The 24,036-nt window shown below is 75.5% G+C and carries 23 protein-coding genes and 1 tRNA gene; 11 read left to right on the top strand and 13 right to left on the bottom strand.

Going from position 1 to position 24,036, the window contains the following annotated elements:
* Window positions 1-21 precede the first annotated feature (21 nt).
* Window positions 22-984, top strand: coding sequence for a vWA domain-containing protein (locus ACI79O_RS14740; protein WP_456914522.1), 963 nt, complete (start codon window positions 22-24; stop codon window positions 982-984).
* Between the two features lie 6 nt (window positions 985-990).
* On the opposite strand, the gene ACI79O_RS14745 is transcribed toward ACI79O_RS14740, so the two are convergent.
* Window positions 991-1,593, bottom strand: a complete 603-nt coding sequence (locus ACI79O_RS14745; RefSeq protein WP_456892600.1) for an acyl-CoA-like ligand-binding transcription factor — start codon at window positions 1,591-1,593, stop codon at window positions 991-993.
* 186 nt (window positions 1,594-1,779) lie between these two features.
* Between ACI79O_RS14745 and ACI79O_RS14750 the strand changes: the two genes are divergently transcribed.
* Window positions 1,780-1,917, top strand: coding sequence for a hypothetical protein (locus ACI79O_RS14750; RefSeq protein WP_456914523.1), 138 nt, complete (start codon window positions 1,780-1,782; stop codon window positions 1,915-1,917).
* Between the two features lie 45 nt (window positions 1,918-1,962).
* On the opposite strand, the gene ACI79O_RS14755 is transcribed toward ACI79O_RS14750, so the two are convergent.
* Window positions 1,963-4,566 (bottom strand): bifunctional FO biosynthesis protein CofGH, encoded by a 2,604-nt coding sequence (locus ACI79O_RS14755; protein ID WP_456914524.1) that lies wholly within the window; start codon window positions 4,564-4,566, stop codon window positions 1,963-1,965.
* 54 nt (window positions 4,567-4,620) lie between these two features.
* Window positions 4,621-5,136, bottom strand: a complete 516-nt coding sequence (locus tag ACI79O_RS14760; RefSeq protein WP_456877907.1) for a flavin reductase family protein — start codon at window positions 5,134-5,136, stop codon at window positions 4,621-4,623.
* Between the two features lie 35 nt (window positions 5,137-5,171).
* Here ACI79O_RS14760 and ACI79O_RS14765 point away from each other — a divergent pair, with 35 nt between their 5' ends.
* The 3 genes from ACI79O_RS14765 to ACI79O_RS14775 are packed head-to-tail and all read left to right on the top strand — an operon-like array spanning window position 5,172 to window position 8,336.
* Window positions 5,172-6,593: a dihydrolipoyl dehydrogenase family protein gene (locus tag ACI79O_RS14765; RefSeq protein WP_456892594.1), complete on the top strand. Its 1,422-nt coding sequence runs from the start codon at window positions 5,172-5,174 to the stop codon at window positions 6,591-6,593.
* On the top strand, window positions 6,594-7,508 hold the full coding sequence (locus ACI79O_RS14770; protein WP_456892592.1) for an NAD(+)/NADH kinase: 915 nt from the start codon (window positions 6,594-6,596) through the stop codon (window positions 7,506-7,508).
* 27 nt (window positions 7,509-7,535) lie between these two features.
* Window positions 7,536-8,336 carry an SGNH/GDSL hydrolase family protein gene (locus ACI79O_RS14775; protein ID WP_456914525.1) on the top strand — a complete coding sequence of 267 codons (801 nt, stop codon included), beginning with the start codon at window positions 7,536-7,538 and terminating at the stop codon, window positions 8,334-8,336.
* A 45-nt stretch (window positions 8,337-8,381) separates the two neighbouring features.
* Here the strand turns inward: ACI79O_RS14775 and ACI79O_RS14780 are convergent, their stop codons facing one another.
* Complete coding sequence (locus tag ACI79O_RS14780) at window positions 8,382-10,400, bottom strand: putative bifunctional diguanylate cyclase/phosphodiesterase (protein ID WP_456914526.1); 2,019 nt, start codon at window positions 10,398-10,400, stop codon at window positions 8,382-8,384.
* 255 nt (window positions 10,401-10,655) lie between these two features.
* On the opposite strand from ACI79O_RS14780, the gene ACI79O_RS14785 reads away from it, so the two are divergent.
* The gene (locus ACI79O_RS14785) at window positions 10,656-11,024 is read left to right on the top strand and encodes a VOC family protein (protein WP_456892586.1); all 369 of its coding nucleotides are present in this window, start codon (window positions 10,656-10,658) and stop codon (window positions 11,022-11,024) included.
* A gap of 41 nt (window positions 11,025-11,065) precedes the next feature.
* Window positions 11,066-12,097 (top strand): LLM class flavin-dependent oxidoreductase, encoded by a 1,032-nt coding sequence (locus tag ACI79O_RS14790; RefSeq protein WP_456914527.1) that lies wholly within the window; start codon window positions 11,066-11,068, stop codon window positions 12,095-12,097.
* A gap of 51 nt (window positions 12,098-12,148) precedes the next feature.
* Here the strand turns inward: ACI79O_RS14790 and ACI79O_RS14795 are convergent, their stop codons facing one another.
* A complete protein-coding gene (locus ACI79O_RS14795) occupies window positions 12,149-12,829 on the bottom strand; it encodes a DUF4333 domain-containing protein (RefSeq protein WP_456914528.1) in 681 nt (226 codons plus the stop codon).
* 116 nt (window positions 12,830-12,945) lie between these two features.
* Window positions 12,946-13,018 (bottom strand) — tRNA-Arg (locus ACI79O_RS14800).
* A 194-nt stretch (window positions 13,019-13,212) separates the two neighbouring features.
* Here ACI79O_RS14800 and ACI79O_RS14805 point away from each other — a divergent pair.
* A complete protein-coding gene (locus ACI79O_RS14805; protein WP_456914529.1) occupies window positions 13,213-13,779 on the top strand; it encodes a single-stranded DNA-binding protein in 567 nt (188 codons plus the stop codon).
* Between the two features lie 119 nt (window positions 13,780-13,898).
* A complete protein-coding gene (gene ettA / locus ACI79O_RS14810; RefSeq protein ID WP_456892578.1) occupies window positions 13,899-15,569 on the top strand; it encodes an energy-dependent translational throttle protein EttA in 1,671 nt (556 codons plus the stop codon).
* A gap of 118 nt (window positions 15,570-15,687) precedes the next feature.
* Here the strand turns inward: ettA and ACI79O_RS14815 are convergent, their stop codons facing one another.
* Window positions 15,688-16,116 carry a protein-tyrosine phosphatase family protein gene (locus tag ACI79O_RS14815; RefSeq protein ID WP_456914530.1) on the bottom strand — a complete coding sequence of 143 codons (429 nt, stop codon included), beginning with the start codon at window positions 16,114-16,116 and terminating at the stop codon, window positions 15,688-15,690.
* A gap of 166 nt (window positions 16,117-16,282) precedes the next feature.
* Here ACI79O_RS14815 and ACI79O_RS14820 point away from each other — a divergent pair, with 166 nt between their 5' ends.
* Window positions 16,283-16,696 (top strand): acyl-CoA thioesterase, encoded by a 414-nt coding sequence (locus ACI79O_RS14820; RefSeq protein WP_456878026.1) that lies wholly within the window; start codon window positions 16,283-16,285, stop codon window positions 16,694-16,696.
* 6 nt (window positions 16,697-16,702) lie between these two features.
* Here ACI79O_RS14820 and ACI79O_RS14825 read toward each other — a convergent pair whose 3' ends face one another.
* On the bottom strand, window positions 16,703-17,143 hold the full coding sequence (locus ACI79O_RS14825; protein WP_456892574.1) for a YccF domain-containing protein: 441 nt from the start codon (window positions 17,141-17,143) through the stop codon (window positions 16,703-16,705).
* Window positions 17,144-17,252: 109 nt separating this feature from the next.
* Window positions 17,253-17,852, bottom strand: coding sequence for a biotin transporter BioY (locus ACI79O_RS14830; protein WP_456892572.1), 600 nt, complete (start codon window positions 17,850-17,852; stop codon window positions 17,253-17,255).
* Window positions 17,853-18,464: 612 nt separating this feature from the next.
* Between ACI79O_RS14830 and ACI79O_RS14835 the strand changes: the two genes are divergently transcribed.
* On the top strand, window positions 18,465-18,833 hold the full coding sequence (locus ACI79O_RS14835; protein ID WP_456878115.1) for a hypothetical protein: 369 nt from the start codon (window positions 18,465-18,467) through the stop codon (window positions 18,831-18,833).
* A gap of 141 nt (window positions 18,834-18,974) precedes the next feature.
* Here the strand turns inward: ACI79O_RS14835 and ACI79O_RS14840 are convergent, their stop codons facing one another.
* From ACI79O_RS14840 to ACI79O_RS14855, 4 genes are all read right to left on the bottom strand, one after another.
* Entirely contained in the window at window positions 18,975-20,507 is a 1,533-nt protein-coding gene (locus tag ACI79O_RS14840) for an ATP-binding cassette domain-containing protein (protein WP_456892570.1), read from the bottom strand.
* A gap of 146 nt (window positions 20,508-20,653) precedes the next feature.
* Window positions 20,654-22,249: a glycoside hydrolase family 13 protein gene (locus tag ACI79O_RS14845; protein WP_456914531.1), complete on the bottom strand. Its 1,596-nt coding sequence runs from the start codon at window positions 22,247-22,249 to the stop codon at window positions 20,654-20,656.
* 84 nt (window positions 22,250-22,333) lie between these two features.
* Window positions 22,334-22,765 carry a globin gene (locus ACI79O_RS14850; protein WP_456892566.1) on the bottom strand — a complete coding sequence of 144 codons (432 nt, stop codon included), beginning with the start codon at window positions 22,763-22,765 and terminating at the stop codon, window positions 22,334-22,336.
* Window positions 22,762-23,994, bottom strand: a complete 1,233-nt coding sequence (locus ACI79O_RS14855) for an MFS transporter (RefSeq protein ID WP_456914532.1) — start codon at window positions 23,992-23,994, stop codon at window positions 22,762-22,764. Before ACI79O_RS14855 ends, ACI79O_RS14850 begins: the two co-directional genes overlap by 4 nt.
* Between the last annotated feature and the right edge of the window lie 42 nt (window positions 23,995-24,036).

Here is a 24,036-nt window from a genome sequence, read left to right on the forward strand (position 1 = left end):
GCGGTCGAGGCCGACTCGCCGGTGCGCCGCCCCGGCCCGCCCCGGCCCACCTCGCGCCCGCCGCTGCGACGCAGGCCCAAGCAGCTGTCGGAGGAGCCGACGCTGTTCGACCGCACGCCCTCGGCCGGAGGCGGCACCGTGCTGACCGCGCTGCCCGGCGGCCGGCGGCGGTCCGGGCCGGCCCCAGCGGGCGGCAGCGCTCCGGGGACCACTGACGAGCCGGCCGAGATGGTGACCCTGCCCGCCGACGGACCCGGCCCGGACCCGGCGGTGCGGGCCCGGGCGCGGCAGATCGCCACCCGGCTGTCGGTGCCCCGGCCGCAGCACGACGCGGTGGCGCGGCGGGGCGCGGGCGACCTGGCGAGCGTGCCGTACCGCGGAGGCGCCGACGACATCGACCTCGACCGCACCATCGAGGTGCTGGCCGAGCGCCCGCTGCCCGAGGACGAGGACGTCGTCGTGCGCGAGCGGGTCCGCACCCGGCGGTCGGTCGTCCTGGCCGTCGACGTCTCGGGGTCGATGCGCGGCGAACGGATCCGGACGGCGGCGGCCACCGTGGCGGCCCTGGCAGCCGAGCTCCGGAGCGACGACCTCGCCGTCCTCGCCTTCTGGTCCGATGCGGCGTCGCTGCTGCACCTCGGGCAGCCGGTCGCGCCGCTGGTCCTGCTCGACCAGCTGCTGGCGATCCCGGCCAAGGGCCTGACCAACCTGGCCTTCCCGCTGCAGCAGGCGGCGCGCGAGCTGGCACGGGCGCCGGCCCGCGACGCCCGCGTGGTGCTGCTGTCGGACTGCGTGCACAACGCCGGGCCCGACCCCCGGCCGCTCGCGGCCCGGCTGCCGCGGCTGGACGTGCTGCTCGACGTCTCGGGTGAGCAGGACGTGCAGCTGGCCCGGGAGCTGGCGCGGGCCGGACGTGGCCGGCTCGCGCGGATCCGCACCCACCGCGACGTGGCCCCGGCGTTGAGCCGCGCGTTCGCCGGCTGACCGGCCTCAGGGACCGGGCGGCAGCAGGAGGTCGAGGCAGCGGGCGAGCACCTCGAACAGGTCAGACTCCGGATGGGCCAGCCAGTGCTCGTGGGCGGTCAGGGTCGCGGCCAGCACGGCCTGGCCCACCGCGCGCGGGAACAGCGCGTCGGCCGCCTGCCCGCTGCGGTCGGCGACGAACGCCGCGGCGGCGGCGCGCCAGGCGGCGTAGCGCGACATGGCGTGCGCCTGGACCGCCGGCACCGTGAGCAGCAGCTGGGCGCGCTGCCGGGCCCACTCGCGCTCCTCGTCGGGGAACCGCAGGGCGGCGACCACCGAGCGGGTCACGACGTCCTGGTACGGCTCCGAGCGGCCGCCCTCGGCGAGGTGCTCCTCGAGCCGGCGCAGCTCCGCGTCGGACTCGACGAACAGGACGTCGGCCTTGGTGGGGAAGTACCGGAAGAACGTGCGGCGGCCGATGCCCGCGGCCGTCGCGATGTCCTCGACGCTGGTGGCGTCGAAGCCGCGGTCGACGAACAGCTGCTGCGCCACCGCCGCCAGCTCGTGAGGCGTGGTGACGGCCGGGCGGCCGCCACGGTCCGTGCGCAGCCGTGCGGGCTCGGTGTCCACCTGGAGGATGGTGCCGCACGGTCGCCCCGGTGCCGAGCGGGCCGGTCCGCACCGTCGCCGCCCGCACGCAGGACGGGACGGTGCGGCCACCGTCGAGCGCGGACGTGTTCCGGCTGGTCCGCCGGGGGTAGGGGCAGCGCCCCGGCCGTCCGGACCCGGACGGCGACCCTGGACCGGGAGGTCGGCATGGCCGAGAAGAGCGGCGCGGGCAGTGCCACGGCGCAGAAGGCGAACGCCAAGGCGGAGGAGGAGGGCGAGAAGAACCCGCGCAAGAGCTCGGCCGCCCAGAGCGAGCTGGGCAAGAAGGGCGGCAAGAAGTCCTGACCGTCCTCCCGCCGGCCGGGGGCACGTCCGTGCCGGCCCGGTCCCTCAGACCGGCGTGATGGAGAGGGTGAGCGCGCGGCGGCCGGCCTCGGAGCGGGCGGTGGCGATCCGCTCCTCGCTCGGGGTGCCGTAGTCGGTGGTCCGCTGGCGGGCGGGCCGGCCGATCGCGGCGGCGATCCCCTCCAGCTCGGCGATGGTCTTCAGCGAGCCGTTCTCGCTGCCGGCCATCCGGCTGATCGTCTCCTCCATCAGCGTGCCGCCGAGGTCGTTGGCCCCGCCCCGCAGCACCGCCTGCGTGCCGACGTCGCCGAGCTTCACCCACGACGTCTGGACGTTCGGGATCCGCCCGTGCAGCAGCAGCCGGGCGACGGCGTGCACCGCCCGGTTCTCCCGCACCGTGGGCCCGGGCCGCGCCACGCCGGCGAGGTAGATCGGCGCGTTGTGGTGCACGAACGGCAGCAGCACGAACTCGGTGAAACCGCCGGTCTCGTCCTGCTGCCGGGCGATCGTGCGCAGGTGCGCCACCCAGTGCGCGGGGGTGTCGACGTGGCCGTACATCATCGTCGACGTCGTCGGCAGGCCCACCCGGTGCGCGGTCCCGATGATCTCCAGCCAGGTCGCCGCGGGCAGCTTTCCCTTGGTCAGCACCCAGCGGACGTCGTCGTCGAGGATCTCCGCCGCGGTGCCGGGGACGCTGTCGAGCCCGGCCTCCCGCGCCGCGACGAGGAACTCCTCGAACGACAGCCCGGTGCGGGCCGCGGCGTTGACGATCTCCATGGGGCTGAACGCGTGCAGGTGGATGTCCGGCTGCCGGCGCTTCACCTCGCCGATCAGGTCGAGGTAGGCCGAGCCGGGGAGGTCGGGGTGGATGCCGCCCTGCATGCAGATCTCGGTGGCGCCGGCCGCCCACGCGCGGTCGACCCGGTCGCCGACCTCGGCCAGCGACAGCGTGTAGGCGTCAGCGTCGGTGCGCCGCTGGGCGAAGGCGCAGAACCGGCAGCCGGTGTAGCAGACGTTGGTGAAGTTGACGTTCCGGTTGACGACGTAGGTGACGTCGTCGCCGACGGTGTCGCGGCGGACGGCGTCGGCGAGCGCGGCGAGCGCCTCGAGGTCCTGACCGTCGGCGCCGAGCAGCGCGAGGTACTGCGCGTCGGACAGCCCGGCCGGGTCGCGCTCGGCGGCGCGCAGCGCGGCGTGCACCTCGGGGTCGCCGGCGGCCAGCGCGGTGGAGGAGCCGTCGCGGGCGGCCGCGGTGCGCGCCCGCAGCTCGGCCCAGTCGCCGTAGACGGCGTCGAAGTCGCTGCGCCGGTCGCCGGTGCGCCCGACGGTGTCCACCTCGACGTGCAGGTCGGTGCGGCCCGTGGAGACCCACGCCTCGTCGGGCTCCTGCCACGGCAGCCCGGCCGGCACGCGGCCCTCGACGGCGAGCCCGTCGGGACCGGCGAGCGCGGCCACGTGCGGGCGCACCCGCGGGTCCAGCCACGGCTCGGGGGAGAGCACGTACGGCGGCTGCGCGGCCAGCCGCTCGCGCAGCGTGAACCCGCCCTCGGCGGTCAGCGCGGCGAGCGTGTCGATCTGCGGCCAGGGCCGCTCGGGGTTGACGTGGTCGGGCGTGAGCGGGCTGACCCCGCCCCAGTCGTCGACGCCGGCCCGCAGCAGCAGGCCCAGCTCCGCCGGGTCGGACAGGTTCGGCGGCGCCTGCACCCGCGCCCGCGGCCCGAGCAGCAGCCGGGTGACGGCCACGGCGGCGGCGTACTCCTGCAGCGCGAGGTCGTCGTGCGCGGCCATCGCCGTCCGCGGCTTGGCGCGGAAGTTCTGGACGATGACCTCCTGCACGTGCCCGTGCCGCTGGTGGGCGGCGCGGATCCGCAGGACCGCGTCGACCCGCTCGGCCGGCGTCTCGCCGATGCCCAGCAGGACGCCGGTGGTGAACGGCACGGCGGAGCGGCCGGCGTCCTCCAGCACCCGCAGCCGCACGGCCGGCTCCTTGTCGGGGGAGCCGAAGTGCGGGCCGCCGGGCTCCGACCACAGCCGCGTCGCCGTCGTCTCGAGCATCATCCCCATCGACGCCGACACGGGCTTGAGCCGCTGGATCTCCTCCCAGCTCAGCACGCCGGGGTTGAGGTGCGGCAGCAGCCCGGTCTCCTCGAGCACCCGGATCGCCACGGCGCGCAGGTAGCCCGGCGTGGAGTCGAAGCCGTGCGCCTCCAGCCACTCGCGGGCGACCGGCCAGCGGTCCTCCGGGCGGTCGCCGAGGGTGAACAGCGCCTCCTTGCAGCCCAGCGCCGCGCCCTGCCGGGCGATGTCGAGGACCTCGTCGGGGGAGAGGTAGGGCGCCCGGCCCTCGCGGCGCAGCTGCCCGGGTGTCGTGACGAACGTGCAGTAGTGGCAGCGGTCGCGGCAGAGGTGGGTGAGCGGGATGAACACCTTGCGGCTGTAGGTGACCACGCCGGGGCGCCCGGCCGAGGCCAGGCCGGCGTCGCGCACCCGGGAGGCGGCGGTCAGCAGCCGGTCCAGCGGGTCGCCCGCGGCCAGGCCCCGGGCCGCGAGCAGCGTCTCGGCCTCGCCGGCGTCGAGGGTCACACCCCGCTCGGCGCGCGCCAGGGCACGCCGCAGCGCGGACGGCACGGGGATCTGCGGCTCGATCATCGCCCCGCACGCTAGCCCCCGTCCCACCTGCACGGGACCGGTGCCTTCATCGGGCTAATGGCTCACCGGGGCGTCGGTGTAGCGGCCGCGCAGGCGGAGCAGGGGAGCGGCGCCGTCGTGCAGCACGGGCACCGCCTCGACGGCGAGCAGCGCCAGCACGTGGTCGCCGGCGGGCACCAGGCGGTCGAGCCGGCAGTCCAGGGCGACGACGCCGCCGTCGAGCACGATCGCGCCGCTGCCCGGCGCCCGCGACCACGGCACCGACTCGAGCAGGTGCCGCGCCGAGGGCCGGCCGGCCGAGGAGAACCGGCTGGCGAGGATCGCCTGGCCGGCGGCGAGGACGGTGAGCGCGCAGGTGCCGACCGCCTCGAGCACCTCGGCCGGGTACCCGCCGGCGCTCAGCCCGACCGCGACCAGCGGCGGGTCGGCCGACACGCTCATCACCGAGGTCACCGTGGTGCCGACGTCGTCGATGTCGTCGCGGACGGTCAGCAGCGCCACCCCCGCGGCGTACTGGCGCAGGGCGGTGGCGAACTCCGACGGCGACACGGGCCCGGCACTCGAAGCCATGGCGGCCAGTCGACCACACCGGACAGGATGACCCGGTGAGCAGCGCGGACCGGACCTACGACGTCGTCGTGCTCGGCGCCGGGTCGACCGGGGAGAACGTCGCCGACGTCGTCGTGCGGGGCGGCCTCTCGGCGGTGCTGGTGGAGGAGCACCTCGTCGGCGGGGAGTGCTCGTACTACGCCTGCATGCCGAGCAAGGCGCTGCTGCGCGGCACCGAGGCGCTCGCCGAGGCCCGGGCGGTCTCCGGCGCGGCCGCCGCGGTCACCGGGGAGCAGGACGTCGCCGCCACGCTGGCCCGCCGCGACGAGTTCGCCCACCACTGGGACGACGCCGGCCAGGTGGAGTGGGTCGAGGGCGCCGGCATCGGGCTGCTGCGCGGCACCGCCCGGCTCGACGGCGAGCGCGCCGTCGTCGTCACCGGGCCCGACGGCGGCCGCACCCGGCTGACCGCCCGGCACGCGGTGGCCGTGTGCACCGGCTCGGCGGCCGCCGTCCCGCCGGTCGAGGGGCTGCCCGACGTGGCGCCGTGGACGCCGCGGGAGGGCACGACCGCCAAGGAGGCCCCGGGCCGGCTGCTGGTGATCGGGGGCGGCTACGTCGGCTGCGAGCTGTCCACCGCCTGGCACGCCCTCGGCTCCCGGGTGACGCTGCTGCAGATGGGCGACCGGCTCCTCGACGACGCCGAGCCGCAGGCGGGGGCGGCCGTGCTCGCCTCGCTGCGCCGCCGCGGGGTCGACGTCCGGCTCGGCGCCGAGGTCCGCGCGGCCCGCCGCGAGGGCGGCGAGGTGGTGCTCGAGACCGCCGACGGCGAGGTGCGCGGCGACGAGGTGCTCGTGGCCACCGGCCGCGAGGCGCGCACCACCGGCATCGGGGTGGAGACCGTGGGTCTCGAGCCCGGCGCCTACCTCGACGTCGACGACACCCTGCAGGTGCGCGGGCTGCCGTGGCTCTACGGCGTCGGTGACGTCAACGGCCGCCGGCAGCTCACCCACATGGGCAAGTACCAGGCCCGTCAGGCCGGCGCGGCGATCGTGGCCCGCGCCCGCGGCGAGCGGGCACGCACCGAGGACTGGTCGCCGCACACCGCCACCGCCGACCGCGCCGCCACCCCCTCGGTCGTGTTCACCGACCCGCAGGTGGCCGCCGTCGGGCTGACCGCCGCGCAGGCCCGCGAGGCCGGCCTGCCGCACCGCGTCGTCGAGTACCCGATCGGCTCGGTCGCCGGCGCGAAGCTGTTCGCCGACGGCTACGAGGGGATCGCGGTCGCCGTCGTCGATCCCGAGCGCGAGGTGCTCCTCGGCGTCACGTTCGTCGGCCCGGCGGTCGCCGAGCTGCTGCACGCGGCCACCGTCGCCGTCGTCGGGGAGGTGCCGATCAGCCGGCTGTGGCACGCCGTGCCCGCCTACCCGACGGTCAGCGAGATCTGGCTGCGGCTGCTCGAGACCTGGCGCGGCTGAGTGACCCGCCTCGGCCTGGTCCTGCACCCCACCCGGGACTCCTCGGCCGCCGTCGCGCAGGTGCTCGCGTGGACCGGGGGGACCGACGTCGAGCTGGTCGCCGACCGGGCCGACGTCGAGCGGCTGGGCCTGACCGGCGTCACCCCCGTGTCCGTGGCCGAGCTGGCCGCCACCAGCGACGGGCTGATCGCCCTGGGCGGTGACGGCACCATCCTCGGCGCCATGCGGCTGATGACCGGCCGGCCGGTGCCGGTGCTCGGCGTCAACCTCGGCCACCTCGGGTTCCTCGCCGAGGTCGAGGCCCGCGAGCTCGGTGAGGCGCTGGCCGCGATGGCCGAGGGCCGGGTGCGCACCGAGTCCCGCGGCTGCCTGGTCGTGCGGCAGGGCGAGCGGGAGTGGCTGGCGTTCAACGACGCCGTGCTGGCCCGTGTCCCGGGGGAGGGGATGGTCACCGCGGAGCTGTCGGTGGGCGGCCAGCGCTACGCCCACGTCCGGTGCGACGCGGTGATCGTCGCGACCGCGATGGGCTCGACCGCCTACAACTACGCGGCCGGCGGCCCGGTGGTCAGCCCCGAGGTCGAGTGCATCCTGGTCACGCCCGCCGCGCCCGCGCAGGGCATCTCGCGCACGGTGCTGCTCGGCTCCCGGGAGACCCTGTCGCTCGCCATCGGCAGCGGCCGCCCGGCGATCGAGCTCGACGGCGTCCTCGGCGAGCAGCTGGGCCCCGGTGACGAGCTCACCGTCTCCTACCGTCCCGACGCCGCCCAACTGGTCCGCATCGAGGGCTCCCGCTCGGCGGAGCGCAGCCGGGCCAAGCTGTCGCTGCTCGACCTGCCCTTCCTGCCCGAGGAGCTGCTCGAGCTGCTGCCGCGCGACGTGCGCGAGCGGATGAGGGAGGACCCCTCGGACGGCTGACCCGGCGGCCGTGCTGCAGTGGAGCCCGTGCCCGCACCGTCCCGCTCCTCCTGGCGCCGCTACGTCGCCCTCGGCGACTCGTTCACCGAGGGGCTCAGCGACCCCGACCCCGACCGCCCCGGCGAGTACCGCGGCTGGGCCGACCGGCTCGCCGAGCACCTCGCGGCCGCGTCGCCGGGGGCCGACGTCGAGTACGCCAACCTCGCCATCCGCGGCCGGCTGCTGCCCCAGGTGCTCGCCGAGCAGGTGCCGGTGGCCCGCGCGGCCCGGCCCGACCTGGTCAGCCTGGTCGCCGGCGGCAACGACCTGCTCCGCCCCGGCGCCGACCCCGACCGGCTGGCCGCCGCGCTGGAGGAGGCCGTGGCCGGGTTCCGCGCCGACGGCGCCGACGTGCTGCTGGCCACCGGGGTCGACCCGCGGCTGACCCCGATCATCCGGCGCACCCGTGGCCGGGTGGCGGTGTTCAACGCCTCGCTGTGGTCGATCGCGGCGCGGCACGGCGCCGTCGTCCTGGACCAGTGGGGCGCGGACTGGCTGCTGGACTGGCGGCTGTGGGACGGCGACCGCATCCACCTCACCGCCGAGGGGCACCGGCGCACCGCGCTGGCCGCGGCCACGGCGCTCGGCGTCCCGGTCCCCGGCGACGGCGACTGGCGGGTCCCGGTGCCCTCGGCCCCGCCGCGGGCGCTGCGGGCGGCGCTGGCCGAGGAGGCGGCGTGGGTGCGTGGCTTCGTCGCGCCGTGGATCGCCCGCCGGCTGCGCGGCCGCTCGTCCGGTGACGGGCGCGCGCCCAAGCGGCCGGTGCCGCTGGCGCTGCCCCGCGCCTGAGCCGCCGGCCCGGACCGTGCACTCCCGCGGAAGTGCACGAGGGGGTCAGGAGCGGGGGGCCTCGTCGTCGATCTGGTCGTCGGTCTCGTCGTCGGCGTCCTCGCCCGGGACGTCGGCGGGCAGGTCGTCCACCACCACGAGGAACGGGCGCGGCGGGAGCGGGCACTCGTCGTCGAAGGGCAGCAGGTCGCTGCCGTCGCCGCCGGCCACGGGCAGGTCGTCGACGACGGCCTCGAGCTCCCCGGTGACCGCCTCGAGCACCGCCGCGGCCTCCTCGGCGGCCTGCCCGACCAGCGCCTCGGCGGCCGTGGCGTCGGCGCGGCTGGGCAGCGGCGCCGGGCGGCCGAAGGCGTAGCCCTGCGCCATGGCGCAGCCGTGCCGGCGCAGCCACTCGGCCTGGTCGAGGTCCTCGATGCCCTCGGCGATGACCTGCAGCCCCATGCCCTGGCCCAGCTGCAGCAGCCCCTGCACCAGCGCCGCCGACGACGGTTCGCGGACCACGCCGGCGACGAAGGACCGGTCGATCTTGACGGTGTGGATCGGCAGCCGGTGCAGCGCGGTGATCGCCGAGTAGCCGGTGCCGAAGTCGTCGAGCGCCAGCGTCACGCCGCGGGCGGTCAGCTCCTGCACCGCGTGCAGGGTGGCCTCGGCGGCGAACAGTGCCGTCGACTCGGTGATCTCCAGCTCCAGCCGCCCCGGGGGCAGGCCGGACTCGTCGAGCGCCGCGGCGACCAGGTCGCTGAAGCCCTCCTCTGCCAGGTGCCGGGCGGAGACGTTGACGTGGACCCGCAGCCCGGACGGCCAGCCGGCGGCGTCGTCGCAGGCCCGGCGGAGCACCCACGCACCCAGCCGCGAGGTCAGCCGGTTGTTCTCCGCGGCGTCGAGGAAGGCGCCCGGCGGCAGCAGCCCGCGGGTGGGGTGCTGCCAGCGGATGAGCGCCTCGTAGCCCAGCAGCGTCTCGTCGGTGAGGGAGACGATCGGCTGGTAGAACAGCCGCAGCTCGTCGGCGTCGAGGGCCCGGCGCAGGTCGGTCTCCAGCTGCAGCAGGTCGACCTCGTCGTCGGTGAGGCCGCCGTCGTGCACCTCGATGCGCGCCCGGCTGCCGTCGCGCTTGGCACGGGTGAGCGCGCTGTGCGCCCGCTTGAGCAGCTCGTCGGGGGCGACGTCGGAGCCGAGCGTCAGCCCGACGCTGGCCGAGAGGACGATCTCGCGGCCGCCGAGCTGGAACGGGTCGTCGAGGACGGCGAGCAGCCGGTCGGCCAGCGCCCGCAGCCCGTCGAGGTCCTCCACGTCCTCGGCGAGGATGAGGAACTCGTCGGCGCCCAGCCGGACGGCGGTGTCCTCCACCCGGGTGCTCCACCGCAGCCGGTCGGCGACCTGGCTGAGCAGCTGGTCGCCGGCCTCGGTGCCGAGGGTGTCGTTGACCGCCTGGAACCGGTCGAGGTCGAGGTGCACCAGGCCCACCTGCAGCCCGCGCCGGCGGGAGAGCGCCAGGGCGTGGGCGAGCCGGTCGGTCAGCGCGCGGCGGTTGGGCAGCCCGGTGAGGGGATCGGTGAACGCCCGGCGGACCAGGTCCTCCTCGGCCCGCCGCCGGTCGGTGACGTCGACCAGCGACAGGACGGCGAACTGCGGCTCGCCGGTGCTGCGGTGGACGACGTCGTGCGACTGCTGCACCCACAGCTCGCTGCCGTCGGCGCGGCGCAGCCGGCGCTCGCCGTCCTGGCGCAGCCACGGGTCCAGCCCCGGCTCGGTCCCGTCGCCGGCCGGGCCGTCGGGCAGCGGGGCGTCGTCGGGGTGGGCCAGCAGGTCGACGTGCCGGCCGACCATGTCGTCGATGCCGCGCCCGGCCAGCGCGCACAGCGCGTCGTTGACCACCAGCAGGTGGCCGTCGAGGTCGACGAGGGCCTGGGGGACGGGGGAGGACAGGAACAGGGCCCGGAACATCTGGCCGCGGTCGGCCAGCAGCGTGTCGATGGCCCGCAGCCTCGTCCCCGCCGGTGCGCCGGCGCCCTCGCCGGGCCGGTCGGCCCGGGGCGGCGGCACGGAGGAGGCGCTGAGAGTCACCTCGACAGGGTGGCCGACGGCGCGGCCGGAACCGCGGAACCGGTACCCGGAATGTCGTGGTCGACCGGTCACTGTCCGTCACATCGGGGACTGAGGTGTCCTCCCGGGACACGTGGGACGTGCCCGTGAGCAGCGCCTCCGCCCGACCACGCAGCGTCCTGGCGCACGCGCCCGGCGGACACCGGGTGCCCGCCGGGGGGTGCCTGCGCGCCCCGCCGGGGGACAAGGTGGTCCTCCCCGAGGGAGGAGCGCGTCATGGACTGGAAGCTCGAGCTCGTCGCCGTGCCGGTCAGCGACGTGGACCGGGCGCTGACCTTCTACACGGAGGGCGCCGGCTTCCACCTCGACCACGACCACCGGGTGAGCGACGAGGTCAGGTTCGTGCAGCTCACCCCGCCGGGCTCGGCGTGCTCGATCGCGATCGGCACCGGCCTGCTCGACACGCCGCCCGGGTCGGTGCAGGGACTGCAGGTCGTCGTCCCCGACGTCGAGGCCGCGCACCGGGAGCTGACCGACCGCGGCGTGGAGGTCAGCGAGGTCCAGCACCTCCCGTGGGGGTCGTTCGTGTTCTTCAGCGACCCGGACGGCAACGGCTGGGCGATCCAGCAGCTGCCGCCGCGCTGACCGCCGGGAATCCGGCACCGGTCCCGCGCGCTGGTCCCCCCGTGGACAAGCGCATCGGCTTCCTCTCCTTCGGTCACTGGCAGCCCATCGCCGGCTCGCGGGTCCGCACCGCGCGCGACGCGCTGGTGCAGACCGTCGAGCTCGCCGTCGCCGCCGAGGAGCTCGGCCTCGACGGTGCGTTCGTCCGCGTGCACCACTTCGCCCGGCAGCTGTCCTCCCCGTTCCCGCTGCTGTCGGCGATGGCCGCGCGCACCTCGCGCATCGAGCTGGGCACCGGCGTGGTCGACATGCGCTACGAGAATCCGCTGTACATGGCCGAGGAGGCCGCGGCCACCGACCTGCTCAGCGGCGGCCGGCTGCAGCTCGGCATCAGCCGGGGGTCACCGGAGACGGCGCTGCGCGGCTCGGAGGCCTTCGGCTACGTGCCGCCGGAGGGGACGACCGACGCCGACCTCGCGCGGGAGAAGACGGCACTGTTCCTCGCCGCGGTCGGCGGGGCGAGCGTGGTCGAGGCCGACCCGGCGATGACCGGCGGCACCCGCGCCCGGCTGGCGGTGCAGCCGCAGTCGCCCGGCCTGGCCGACCGGATCTGGTGGGGGTCGGGCACCCGCGCCACCGCCGTCCGGACCGCCGAGCAGGGGCTGAACCTGATGAGCTCGACGCTGCTGGTCGAGGACACCGGCGTGCCCTTCGACGAGCTGCAGGCCGAGCAGATCGAGCGCTACCGCGCCGCGTGGGCCGCTGCCGGGTGGGAGCGCGAGCCGCGGGTGTCGGTCAGCCGCAGCGTGGTCCCGGTCGTGTCCGACCTCGACCGCGCCTACTTCGGGGACCGCTCCGGCGAGGACCAGGTGGGCCTGCTGGAGGGCGTGCGCGCCCGGTTCGGCAAGAGCTACGTCGGGGAGCCCGACCGGCTCGCCGAGGAGCTGGCCAAGGACGCCGCCGTGCGCGAGGCCGACACGCTGCTGCTCACCGTGCCCAACATGCTCGGCGTCGAGTACAACGCCGCCCTGCTGGAGAACGTCGCGCGGTACGTCGCGCCGGCCATCGGCTGGACGCCCGCCGGACAGCGCTGAGCGCCGGGCTCCTCGAGGAGCCCGGCGCCCAGGCCGGTCGGTGCGGGAGGACTACACGGCCTCGAAGGAGACGTCGCCCGCGGCGTCGATGGAGGCGATGATCGCGGCGCTGTCGGTCGGGTCGTCGGCGGCGCTGACCACGCAGTCGAGCTGCAGGCCGTCGGCCGCGACGAGGACGCTGCGGTCGGACTCGCAGGAGGAGACGACCTCCAGGCCGGTGCTGGCGGCGAACTCCTCGGCCAGGGAGGCCTCGACGTCGGCCACCTGGACGAAGACCGCGTCGCTGGAGATGGTCACGTTGCCCTCGTCGTCGGTCTGCTCGACGGTGTAGCTGACCTCCTGGCCCTCCACCTGCGCGGTGCAGGTGGACACGGTGCCGGCGGCGAGCTCGACGTCCTCGGGGCAGCTGACGTCGGTGACGGTGACGCCGGCCTGCTCCTCGGTGAGCGCCACGATCTGCCGCTCGGCCTCGGCGGTGTCGAGGACCTGGCCGCTGAAGAGGAAGAAGGCGCCGACGCCGAGGCCGGCGACCACCAGGGCGGCGAGGATGCTGCCGATGATCGCGCCGGTGCGCTTCTTCGGCGGGGCGGGCGGCTGGCCGAAGCCGGCCGGGGCGGCGCCGTAGCCGTTCGGGACGCCGGGGCCGCCGGGGGCGGGGAAGGGCGGCGGGGCGTACGGGCCGTGGCCCTGCGGGGTCTGGCCGGAGTAGCGGGGGTCGTGGACCTGGGTCATGGCGGGCTCCTCGATCGGTCCCGGGTCCGTCCCGGGTGCTCGGGAGCACCGTGCCGCGCCCTGCTTGTGACGTCCTTTCACCTGACTTGCAGCCGACGTCAAGTGGCGGTGGCGGGCGCGCCCGGCAGGGATCGAACCTGCGACCAAGTGCTTAGAAGGCACCTGCTCTATCCGCTGAGCTACGGGCGCTCGATGGCCCGATGATGACACCTCCCGCGGCGCCGGTGTGCGGCGCGGCACGGAGGGGTGACGTCCCGGCCGCCGCGCGTCCACAGGACCGCGGCCGTCCACAACCGCGGTCGCACGCCCTCGCCGGCCGGGCGGCGGGCCCAGGCTCGTCCCCGGGTCGGCACCGTGCCGGCCGGGAGAACCCGAGGAGCACCGTGAGCGCCACCGAGATCACCGTGACCGGCAACGTCGTCACGTCCCCCAGCCGCGTCCGCACGCAGAACGGCAGCGTCACCAACTTCCGCGTCGCCTCCACCGAGCGGCGCTACGACAGCACCGCGCAGGGCTTCGTCGACGGCGCCACCTTCTTCGTCGACGTCGAGTGCTGGAACGAGCTGGGTGGCAACGTCTCGCACAGCGTCAGCAAGGGCGACCCGGTCGTCGTCGTGGGCACCATCCGCACCCGCGAGTGGGAGTCCGACACCGGCCGCCGCAGCCGGCCGGTCGTCCGCGCCGCCGCGGTGGGCCCCAACCTCGCCCGCGGGACCGCCGAGTTCCGCCGCACGCAGCGCACCTCCGCGGCCGCCGCCGAGGAGACGGTCCCCCGGCACGAGGCGGCCCGCGGGGAGACCGATCCCGGGGACCGGGACTACTCCGGGCCCGTCGAGCCGTTGTACGTCGTGGACCCCGACACCTCCGCGGCCGGCTCCGCCCTCGACGGGACGCTCGACAGAGCACTCGACGAGGAGCTGGACGCACTGCCGGAACCGGCGCTGCGCTAGCCGTCCGCGGACTGGGAGGATCGGGACCGAGAACGCACGGGGGCCGGGCCGGCGAGACGCACCGGCCCGCCCCTCCCTGCGCATCGACACCGCGCACCGACGGAAGGCTCGAACGCCCAGTGGCTCAGTACATCTACTCCATGGTCCGTGCCCGCAAGGCGCACGGCGACAAGGTGATCCTGGACGACGTCACCCTGTCCTTCCTGCCCGGCGCCAAGATCGGCGTGGTCGGGCCCAACGGCGCCGGCAAGTCGACCGTCCTCAAGATCATGGCCGGTCTGGAGCAGCCCTCCAACGGCGACGCGACCCTCTCGCCGGGTTACAGCGTCGGCATGCTCATGCAGGAGCCGCCGCTCAACGAGGAGCTCGACGTGCGCGGCAACGTCGAGGAGGCGGTCAAGCCGCTGCGCGACGCCCTGACCCGCTTCGAGGAGGTCAGCGCGGCGATGGGCGAGCCCGACGCCGACTTCGACGCGCTGCTGGCCGAGCAGGGCGAGCTCATGGAGGTCATCGAGAACGCCGACGGCTGGGAGCTCGACGCCCGCATCGAGCAGGCGATGGACGCCCTGCGCTGCCCGCCCGGCGACGCCGACGTCACCGTCCTCTCCGGCGGTGAGCGCCGCCGCGTGGCGCTGTGCAAGCTGCTGCTCGAGGCGCCCGACCTGCTGCTGCTCGACGAGCCCACCAACCACCTCGACGCCGAGAGCGTGGCCTGGCTCGAGCAGCACCTCGAGAAGTACGCCGGCACCGTCGTCGCCGTCACCCACGACCGGTACTTCCTCGACAACGTCGCCCAGTGGATCCTCGAGCTCGACCGCGGCCGGGCCTACCCCTACGAGGGCAACTACTCCACCTACCTCGAGACCAAGGCCGCCCGGCTCAAGGTCGAGGGCGCCAAGGACGCCAAGCGGCAGAAGCGGCTGGCCGAGGAGCTGGAGTGGGTCCGCTCCAACACCAAGGCGCGGCAGGCCAAGAGCAAGGCGCGGCTGGCCCGGTACGAGGAGATGGCCGCCGAGGCGGAGAAGACCCGCAAGCTCGACTTCGAGGAGATCCAGATCCCGCCGGGCCCGCGGCTGGGCAACGTCGTCGTCGAGACCCACGACCTCACCAAGGGCTTCGGCGACCGCGTCCTCATCGACGACCTGTCGTTCACGCTGCCGCGCAACGGCATCGTCGGCGTCGTCGGCCCCAACGGCGCGGGCAAGACCACGCTGTTCAAGATGCTCGTCGGCGAGGAGAAGCCGGACGAGGGCGAGATCAAGGTCGGCGAGACGGTCAAGGTCTCCTACGTCGAGCAGACCCGCAGCGGCATCGACCCCAAGAAGACGCTGTGGGAGGTCGTCTCCGACGGCCTCGACCACATCCAGGTCGGCAACGTCGAGATGCCCTCGCGGGCCTACGTCGCGGCGTTCGGGTTCAAGGGCCCCGACCAGCAGAAGCCGGCCGGCGTGCTGTCCGGCGGTGAGCGCAACCGGCTGAACCTGGCGCTGACCCTCAAGCAGGGCGGCAACCTGCTGCTGCTCGACGAGCCGACCAACGACCTCGACGTCGAGACCCTCACCAGCCTCGAGTCGGCGCTGCTGGAGTTCCCCGGCTGCGCCGTGGTGGTCAGCCACGACCGGTGGTTCCTCGACCGCGTGGCCACCCACATCCTCGCCTACGAGGGTGAGTCGAAGTGGTTCTGGTTCGAGGGCAACTTCGCCGACTACGAGAAGAACAAGGTGCAGCGGCTGGGTCCCGAGGCGGCGCGTCCGCACCGGGCCACCTACCGGAAGCTCGCCCGCGACTGAGGAAGGACCTCCCTGCCCCCACCGCTCGCAGGCTCGCGGCGGGCCCCTGCAGGGAGGCCGTTCCAGCACCTTGCCGACGGCCGGTCGGAGCTCTCTGCTCCGGCCGGCCGTCGGCGTCTCAGCCGCCGAACGCGGCGACGAAGCGGGCCTGGCGACGGGTCTCCACCGCGCGGGGCCGGTAGGCGCGGCGGACGAACGCCACGGCCTCCGCGGGCGGCACGCCGTCCAGGACGGCCAGGCAGGCCAGCGCCGTCCCGGTCCGCCCCGTCCCGCCGCCGCAGGCCACCTCGACCCGCTCGGTCGCGGCCCGCTCCCAGGCCTCCGTCAGCGCCGCGCGCAGCGCCTCGGGCTCGGTGGGCAGCCGGAAGTCCGGCCAGCGCACCCAGCGGCTCTCCCAGCCGGTATCGGGCGGCGGCCGGCCCAGCAGGTAGACGCCGAAGGTCGGGAGCGGCCCGGCGGGCAGCGGAGCCCGCAGGCCGCGACCGCGGACCCGGCGTCCCGAGGGCAGCACGACGACGCCCGGCGTGCTCTCGTCCCATCCTTCCACGCCGAGCACGGTAGGACGGCGCGCACCCCTCCGGCGTGGACGGCATCCGGACGCCGGTTCGTGCACGTAGCGCGGCCGGAGGGCGCCCCGGCGCGCGATGTGTGCACGAGGCGCGCGCAGAGGGGCGGTCGACGTCGTCGGCGGCGGTACGGCAGGGTGTCGCAGCGTGCGGTTCACGGTGCAGGTCCCCATGCGCTGGTCGGACATGGACGCCTACGGCCACGTCAACAACGTCGTCCACCTGCAGTACTTCGAGATGGCCCGCGTGGCGCTGTTCTTCGAGCGGGCGACGCTGGAGGAGCGGACCGGGCTGCGCCGCGGCACGGTCGTCGCCGCGCACGAGATCCGGTACAAGCGGCCGGTCGTCTACTCGGCCCGCCCGCTCGACGTCCAGATCTGGGTGTCGGACGTGCGCGCGGCCTCCTTCACCTGCCACTACGAGGTCTTCGACCACGAGCGGCTCGCGGTCACCGGCAGCACGCTGCTGGTGCCCTTCGACTTCTCGATCGACCGGCCGCGCCGGCTCAGCCCGGACGAGAAGGAGTTCCTCGCCCGCTGGGCCGACGAGCCGGGGGAGTGACCCGGCTCAGCGGACCGGGGCGGGCTGCGCGACGGTGCTGCCGGCGTGCATCCAGTCGCGCGGCGGCGTCGTCTCGACCACCCGCTTGCCCAGCGGGAACAGGCCGACCGCGGCGAGCTTGAACGACGCGACGCCGAACGGGATGCCGATGATCGTCAGGCAGAACGCGACCCCGGCGACCAGGTGCAGCAGCGCCAGCCACCACCCGGCGACGAGGAACCACAGCAGGTTGCCCACGGCCGAGGCCACCCCGGCGCCCGGCGCGCGCACCGTCGTCCGCCCGAAGGGCCACACCACGAACCCGGCCAGCCGGAACGCGGCGATACCGAACGGGATGGTCACCACCAGCAGGCAGGCCACGACGCCGGCGAGGGCGTAGGCCAGCGCCAGCATCCAGCCGTGCACGAGGAGCCAGACCAGGTTCAGCAGCGTGCGGAGAGTGTCCACACCCTGATCACGGTCCGCGCCGTCCCGGGGTTCCGCGCGCGCCGGTGCCCCGGGACACGTCGTGCCCCGCCCCCACGGCGGGGAGCGGGGCACGACGGGGTGCGGGGCGTCAGCCGCGGCGGCGCGCCACCCGCCAGGCGCCACCGAGGACCGCCGAGGCGATCGCGGCCTTGATCAGGCCCCCGATGATGAACGGGTAGAAGCCCGCCTCCAGCGCCTGGGACGCGCTCATGCCGGTGGCGAACGCCAGCCAGGGCACGCCGACGGCGAAGACGACCGCCTGGCCGGCGATGAACAGCGGCACCGAGGTGAGGAAGCGCCGGTCGGCGCCGTGCCGGGCGGCCAGGCCGATGAGGTAGGCGGCCGGGATGAAGCCGACCACGTATCCACCGGTCGCGCCGACGACGACGTCCCAGCCGCCGGAGGCCTCGGAGTAGAACGGCAGCCCGACCAGCGCGGACAGGATGTAGACCACCTGCACGGCCACGCCCCGCACCGGGCCGAGGCTCGCCGCGGTGAGCACCACGGCCAGCGTCTGCCCGGTCACCGGGACCGGTGAGCCCGGCACCGGCACCGAGACCTGCGCGAGCAGCGCGGTGAACAGCACGCCCAGCGCCACCAGGACGACGTTGCGCGCCCGGACGGCGGGGACCAGGTCGGCGAGGACGAGCGGGCGGGCGCCGAACGCCGGCACGGAAGCGGTGGCCAAGGATCCTCCTGAGGCGAGGCGGCGCCGACCCGGCGCCGCGGGGCGGCCCGAGTCTGCCCTACGTCCGTCCCGGGACCAACCGCCGGTCGGACGGCTCCCGCACCGCCGTCCGGGACACGCGCGGTCGTCGCCGGAGCCCCGCCGGAACCGTTGCGGTCGGTGGCTGCGCGCTCACCTGCAGGTATGCCGGCCGGTTTGCCGGGCCTCCGGGAGGCGTGTTCTCTGGGGTCCAGAGCCCCTCGGCGAAGGCGAGAACGAAGGCGGGAGCAAGGCGGTCACTGAGGCATGGCAAGCGGATGGTGGGCGTCGCTGTGGTCGTGGCGGCGACCCGCTCCCCGCGAGCAGGCCGCGGTGCCGCCACCGGACCGGGCACCCGACGACGGGCCCCGGCCGGCGACATCCCCGGGGACCCTCCCGGACCCGCCTCCCGCCGACGCCGCAGGGGCCGCGCACCCGACTCCCGCCGGTGCACCGCAGGACACGGAGGCGCCGGAGCCGTCCCCCGTGCACACAGAGACGTCCGGTCCGTCCGGTCGACCCGGGTCCCACCCCGACCCGGTCCGCAGCAGCCCGCTGCTGCCTTCCCCTCTCGAGACGACAGGAGCCCCTCCCGTGGCACAGCTGGACAACGTCATCGCCGACCTGCTCGCGATCGAGGGCGCCAGCGGCGCCGCGATCGTGGACATCGACAGCGGCATGGCCCTCGCGAGCGGGGGCACGCCCGGGTTCGACCTCAACGTCGCGGCCGCCGGGAACTCGAACGTGGTGCGCGCGAAGCTCCGCACCATCCAGGACCTCGAGCTCAAGGACGAGATCGAGGACATCCTGATCACGCTGCAGAACCAGTACCACCTGATCAACGTGCTCAAGGGCCAGGGCAACTCCGGCCTGTTCATCTACCTCGCGCTCAACCGCGTGACCGCGAACCTCGCGCTCGCCCGGCACAAGCTGCGGTCCGTCGCGGCCACCGTCAGCGTCTAGCCGCCGGCCGGCACCCGGCCCGCACGGGGGCCGGGCCGGGTGCCGCCGCGCAGTCCACGGGCCGGGGGTGACGTGCTGGAACGGCCTCCCTGCAGGGGCCCGCCGCGAGCCTGCGAGCGGTGTGGGCAGGGAGGTCCTTCCTCACGCGGCGGTGGCCGCCTCCACGATGCGGTCGCGGACCGCGTCGACGGCGAGCTCGCGGGTGTCGATCCAGCGGGCGACGCGGCCGCCGGAGACGATGCCGACGCGGTCGCAGCACTCGGCCAGCTCGTCGGGGTCGACCGACACGACGACGACCGAGGTCCCGTGCGCGGTCGCCTCGTCGAGCAGCTGGCGCACCTGGGCGCGGGCCCGCACGTCGAGCCCGCGGGTGGGCTCGTGCAGCACGACGACGTCCCGGGCCGAGGCCATCCACCGGGCCAGCGCCAGCTTGTGCTGGTCGCCGCCGGACAGGGCGCCGAAGACGGTGCGGATGCTCAGCGTCTTCACGTCCATCCGGTGCACGGTCCGGATGACGCCGCGCAGCCTGGCGATCTCCTCCCGGATGTCGGTGAGCGCCCCGTACGCCTCCTGGGTGAGGGTGCGGGCGATCGTCTCGCCGGGGTCGACCCCGTAGGCGTCGTGGTCGGGGTGGTAGGCGGGCAGCCGCAGGGAGCGGTCGTCGGCCGGGCCCAGCGACCGGGGCTCGCCGTGCAGCAGCAGCTCGTCGGTGATGGCCGGCAGCTCCCCGGACAGCGCGTCGGCGATCTCGTTGACGCCGGAGGCGCGGTGCCCGGTCAGCCCGACCACCTCGCCGCGGCGCAGCACCAGGTCGACGCCCTCGACCCGGCCGGGCACCCGCAGGTTGCGCACCTGCAGGGCGACCTCGTCGTCGGAGGGGGCTGGGTGCGTGCCGGCCGGCACCGGGACGTCGTCGTCCGGGACGGCCGGCGCGACCGACGCGATCCGCGGGGCCGGGGGAGACACCGGCGCGCCCACCGTCTCGGCGGCCAGCCGCACGGGGTCGAGGTCGGCGCTCGGGGCGTCGAGGGTGATGCGGCCGTCGCGCAGGACCAGCACCCGGTCGACCACCTCGAGCATCTCGGGCAGCCGGTGGCTGATGTAGAGCACGCCGCGGCCCTGCCGGCTCAGCCGCCCGGTGACGGCGTGCAGGCGGGAGACCTCCAGGGGCAGCAGCGCCGCCGACACCTCGTCGAGCACGACCAGTCGGGTGTCCTCGGCGAGCACGCGGGCGGTCTCCACCAGGCCGTGCACGAAGTGCGGCAGGTCCCCGACGAGGGTGTCCGGGTCGACGTCGAGGGCGACCTCGGCGAGCAGCACCTGCGCCTGCCGGCGCAGCTCCGCCTGGGGGCGGCCGGCCTGCGCCGTGCCGCGGAAGACCGCCTGCGCGACGGTGAGCTCGGGGTCGATCCGGACGAGCTGCTCGACGACGCCGACGCCGAGGTGGCGGGCGTCGTCGACCGACAGGGGCGCGTAGGGGTGGCCCTGCAGCGTCATGGCCCCGCCGTCGGCGGGGGTGATGCCGGCGAGGACGTCGCCGAGGGTGGACTTGCCTGCTCCGTTGGTGCCGACGAGCCCGACGACCTCGCCCGCGGCGATGCTGAAGGAGACCTCCTGCAGGACCCGCCTGGCTCCGAAGGACTTGGTCAGTCCCTGGACCTGCAGCAACGTCATGGGCGGGCGGGCCTCCCCCGGACCGGGTCCCCCACACCAGGGTCGAGGGACCGTGCTGGCAGCGTCCCCGCGACGCTGGTTCCGAGACCGATCCTACCCGGGACGGGGGTCGGCGACCCTCCGAGCGGAGGGTCGCCGACCGGCCGTCAGCCGCGGAGCCAGACCGCCGTGTCGGCGGGCACGACGCCGCCGGAGACGTCGTCGCTGGCCAGGAGCACCGCGCCCTCCGGCAGCGGTACCGGGCGCGCGGAGGCGTTGACCAGGCACACCAGCCCGCCGGGACGGCGGAACGCCAGGCACCCCTCCGGCGCGGGCAGCCACTCGAGGGACCCCCCGGTGAACGCCGGCGAGGTCCGCCGCAGGTGCAGCGCCGCGCGGTAGAGCGAGAGCACCGACGCGGGGTCGGCGGCCTGCGCCTCGGCGGTCATCGGGCCCCAGCCCTCCGGCATGGGCAGCCAGGTGTCCGGCCGGGTGGAGAAGCCGTAGGACGGGTCGGTCCCCGACCACGGCACCGGGATGCGGCAGGCGTCGCGGCCGCGCTCGGTGTGGCCCGAGCGCTCCCAGATCGGGTCCTGCAGCGCCTCGTCGGGCAGGTCGACGTCGGGCATGCCGAGCTCGTCGCCGTTGTAGACGTAGGCCGCGCCGGGCAGCGCCAGCTGCAGCAGCGCCGCCGCCCGCGCGCGACGGGTGCCGGTCTCGCCGCCGCCGTAGCGGGTCACGTGCCGCGGGCGGTCGTGGTTGGAGAGCACCCAGCAGGCCGGCGCGGGCGTGGCCTCGACGGTGGCCAGCGAGTGGACGACGGCGTCGCGCAGGTCGTCGACGTCCCAGTCGGCGGTCAGCAGCTTGAAGTTGAACGCCAGCTGCAGCTCGTCGGCGCGCAGGTAGCGGGCGAGCCGGTCGTCGTCCTTGAGCCAGATCTCACCGACGGCCATCGTGCCGGGGTACTCGTCGAGGACGGTGCGGATCCGCCGGTGCACGTCGTGCACGCCCTCGTCGTCGAACCGGTGGTCGCCGGGCCCGTGGTCGTCGAGCAGGCCGGTGTCCTCCATCGGCAGCATGTCCGGCAGGCCCTCGGGCTTGGCCATGCCATGGCCGACGTCGATGCGGAACCCGTCGACGCCGCGGTCGAGCCAGAACCGCATCGTCGTCTCGAGGTCGGCGATCACCTCGGGGTTGGTGAAGTCCAGGTCGGGCTGCTCGGGCGCGAAGAGGTGCAGGTACCACTGGCCGTCGGGCACCCGCGTCCAGGCCGGGCCGCCGAAGACCGAGGGCCAGTTGTTCGGCGGCTGCGCGCCGTCGGGCCCGCGACCGTCGCGGAACAGGTAGCGCGCCCGCTCGGGCGAGCCGGGGCCGGCGGCCAGCGCGGCCTGGAACCAGGCGTGCCGGTCGGAGGTGTGGTTGGGCACCAGGTCGACGGTCACCCGGATGCCGAGCGCGTGCGCCTCGGCCAGCAGGGCGTCGAACTCGGCCAGGTCGCCGAAGACCGGCTCGACGTCGCGCGGGTCGGCGACGTCGTAGCCGTGGTCGGCCATCGGCGAGGGGTAGAACGGCGTGATCCACAGCGCGTCGACGCCGAGCTCGGCCAGGTGGGGCAGGCGCGAGCGGATGCCGGCGAGGTCGCCGACGCCGTCGCCGCTGCCGTCGGCGAAGCTGCGGATGTAGACCTGGTAGAAGACGGCGTCGCGCCACCAGTCGGCGGCGGTGCGTCGGAACGGGTGCAGGGCAGGGTCCACCGGGGTCACCGGGCTCCTCGAGGGGTGTTGTCGGCCCCCTCGCAGGGGCCCGCCACGAGCGTGCGAGTGGCGGGGGGCGAGGGGGTCCTTCGGCTACGGGCGCAGGAGGCCGGGCGCGTCGTCGGGCCAGCGGTTCTGCATGCTGCGGGCGGCCATCGTCAGGTAGCCCCACAGCGTGGCGTCCTGCTCGGCGGTGAGCTCGAGGGAGTCGACGGCGTCCCGCATGTGCCGCAGCCACGCGTCGCGCTCGGCCGGGCCGATCGCGAACGGCGCGTGCCGCATGCGCAGGCGGGGGTGGCCGCGCTGCTGGGAGTAGGTCGTCGGGCCGCCCCAGTACTGCTCGAGGAAGCCGCGGAGCCGGGTCTCGGCGCCGTCCCAGTCGTCCTGGGGGTACAGCGGCGCGAGGACCGGGTCGGAGCGGACACCCTCGTAGAAGCGGGCGACCAGCTGCCGGAAGACCGGCTCGCCGCCGACCTCCTCGTAGAAGGTCCGCGCCGAGGGCAGGGACCGGCTCGCCTCGCTCATGGCACCGATGGTCCCGCAGTCGGGTGCCGCCCCGCCACGCCGGGTCGGGTGCGGGCCAGGGCGAGCAGCGGGGGGACGACGGCGACCAGGCCGATGCCGCCCGCGACGGCGACGACGGCGGCGGCCGGGACCCGCTCGGCGGCCAGGCCCGCACCGAGGGCACCGAGGCCCTGCACGCCGTAGAGGCCGCTGACGGCGACGCCGAAGGCGCGGCCGCGCACCGCGGGCGGCACCGCCTGCACGAAGGCGACGTTGAGCGGGATGGTCCACGAGGCGCCCAGGCCGGCGACGAACAGCAGGCCGACCACGAGCACGTAGGCGCCCCGTCCGGGTCCGGCCGACAGCGCCACCAGCCCGGCGAGCAGCACCGGCGCGAGGGACAGCACGACCAGCACCGGCATGAGCCGCTCGCTGCGCGCGGTGCCGACCAGCCGGGCGACGACGAGGCCGCCGATGGTCACGCCGAGCGGGTTGGCCGCCAGCAGCACGCCCAGCGCGGCGGCACCCTCGCCGAGGTCGTCGGTCAGCGGTGCGGCGATGCCCTCGGCGACGTTGGCGAACAGCGTGCCGGTCCACAGCAGGCCGATGATCGCCACCAGCCGCGGGCTGCGGCCGATCAGCCGCAGCCCCTCGCCGGCGTCCCGCCACACCGAGGACGGCTCCCCGGCCGGCTCGACCGGGGCCGGGCGCCGCTGCAGGCCGAGCCACAGCCACAGCGCGGAGACGGCGAAGGTCGCGGCGTCCAGCAGCAGCACCACCGACGGGCTCAGCGCGGTGACCAGCGCGCCGGCGGCGACGAAGCCGACCACCTGCGCCACCTGCAGGCTGACGTTGGTCAGGGAGGTGGCGACCGCGTACCGCTCGCCCTCGAGGACGTCGGCCATGAGCGCCGAGCGGGCCGACTCGAACGGCGGGGCGCACAGCGAGACCGCGAACAGCAGGACCAGCAGCACCGGCAGCGGGGTGCCGGGGATCGCCATGAGCGCGACCAGCCCGGCCCGGGCGACGTCGCTGGCGATGAGCACCCGGTGCCGCGGGAACCGGTCGGCGAGGGTGGCGAGCACCGGGCCGCCCAGCGCCCAGGGCAGGAAGCTCAGCGCGAAGGTGAGCGCCGCCAGCAGCGGTGAGTCGGTGCGCTGGTAGACGACGACGGTCAGCGCGACGCGGGCGAGCTCGTCGCCGACGGTCGAGAGCGTGTAGGTGCCGAACAGCGGCCGGAACTCGCGCACCGCGAACACGGCACGGAAGGAGGCCCGGTCCTCCGAGACCCC

The organism is Geodermatophilus sp. SYSU D00696, assembly GCF_054050235.1.

What these genes read in the sequence shown, in the direction of transcription:
- ACI79O_RS14850 (WP_456892566.1), bottom strand. Translation starts at nt 22,765, where the DNA reads ATGAGCGAGGCGAGCCGGTCCCTGCCCTCGGCGCGGACCTTCTACGAG.
- ACI79O_RS14795 (WP_456914528.1), bottom strand. Translation starts at nt 12,829, where the DNA reads ATGACCCAGGTCCACGACCCCCGCTACTCCGGCCAGACCCCGCAGGGC.
- ACI79O_RS14755 (WP_456914524.1), bottom strand. Translation starts at nt 4,566, where the DNA reads ATGATCGAGCCGCAGATCCCCGTGCCGTCCGCGCTGCGGCGTGCCCTG.
- ACI79O_RS14840 (WP_456892570.1), bottom strand. Translation starts at nt 20,507, where the DNA reads ATGACGTTGCTGCAGGTCCAGGGACTGACCAAGTCCTTCGGAGCCAGG.
- ACI79O_RS14785 (WP_456892586.1), top strand. Translation starts at nt 10,656, where the DNA reads ATGGACTGGAAGCTCGAGCTCGTCGCCGTGCCGGTCAGCGACGTGGAC.
- ACI79O_RS14750 (WP_456914523.1), top strand. Translation starts at nt 1,780, where the DNA reads ATGGCCGAGAAGAGCGGCGCGGGCAGTGCCACGGCGCAGAAGGCGAAC.
- ACI79O_RS14760 (WP_456877907.1), bottom strand. Translation starts at nt 5,136, where the DNA reads ATGGCTTCGAGTGCCGGGCCCGTGTCGCCGTCGGAGTTCGCCACCGCC.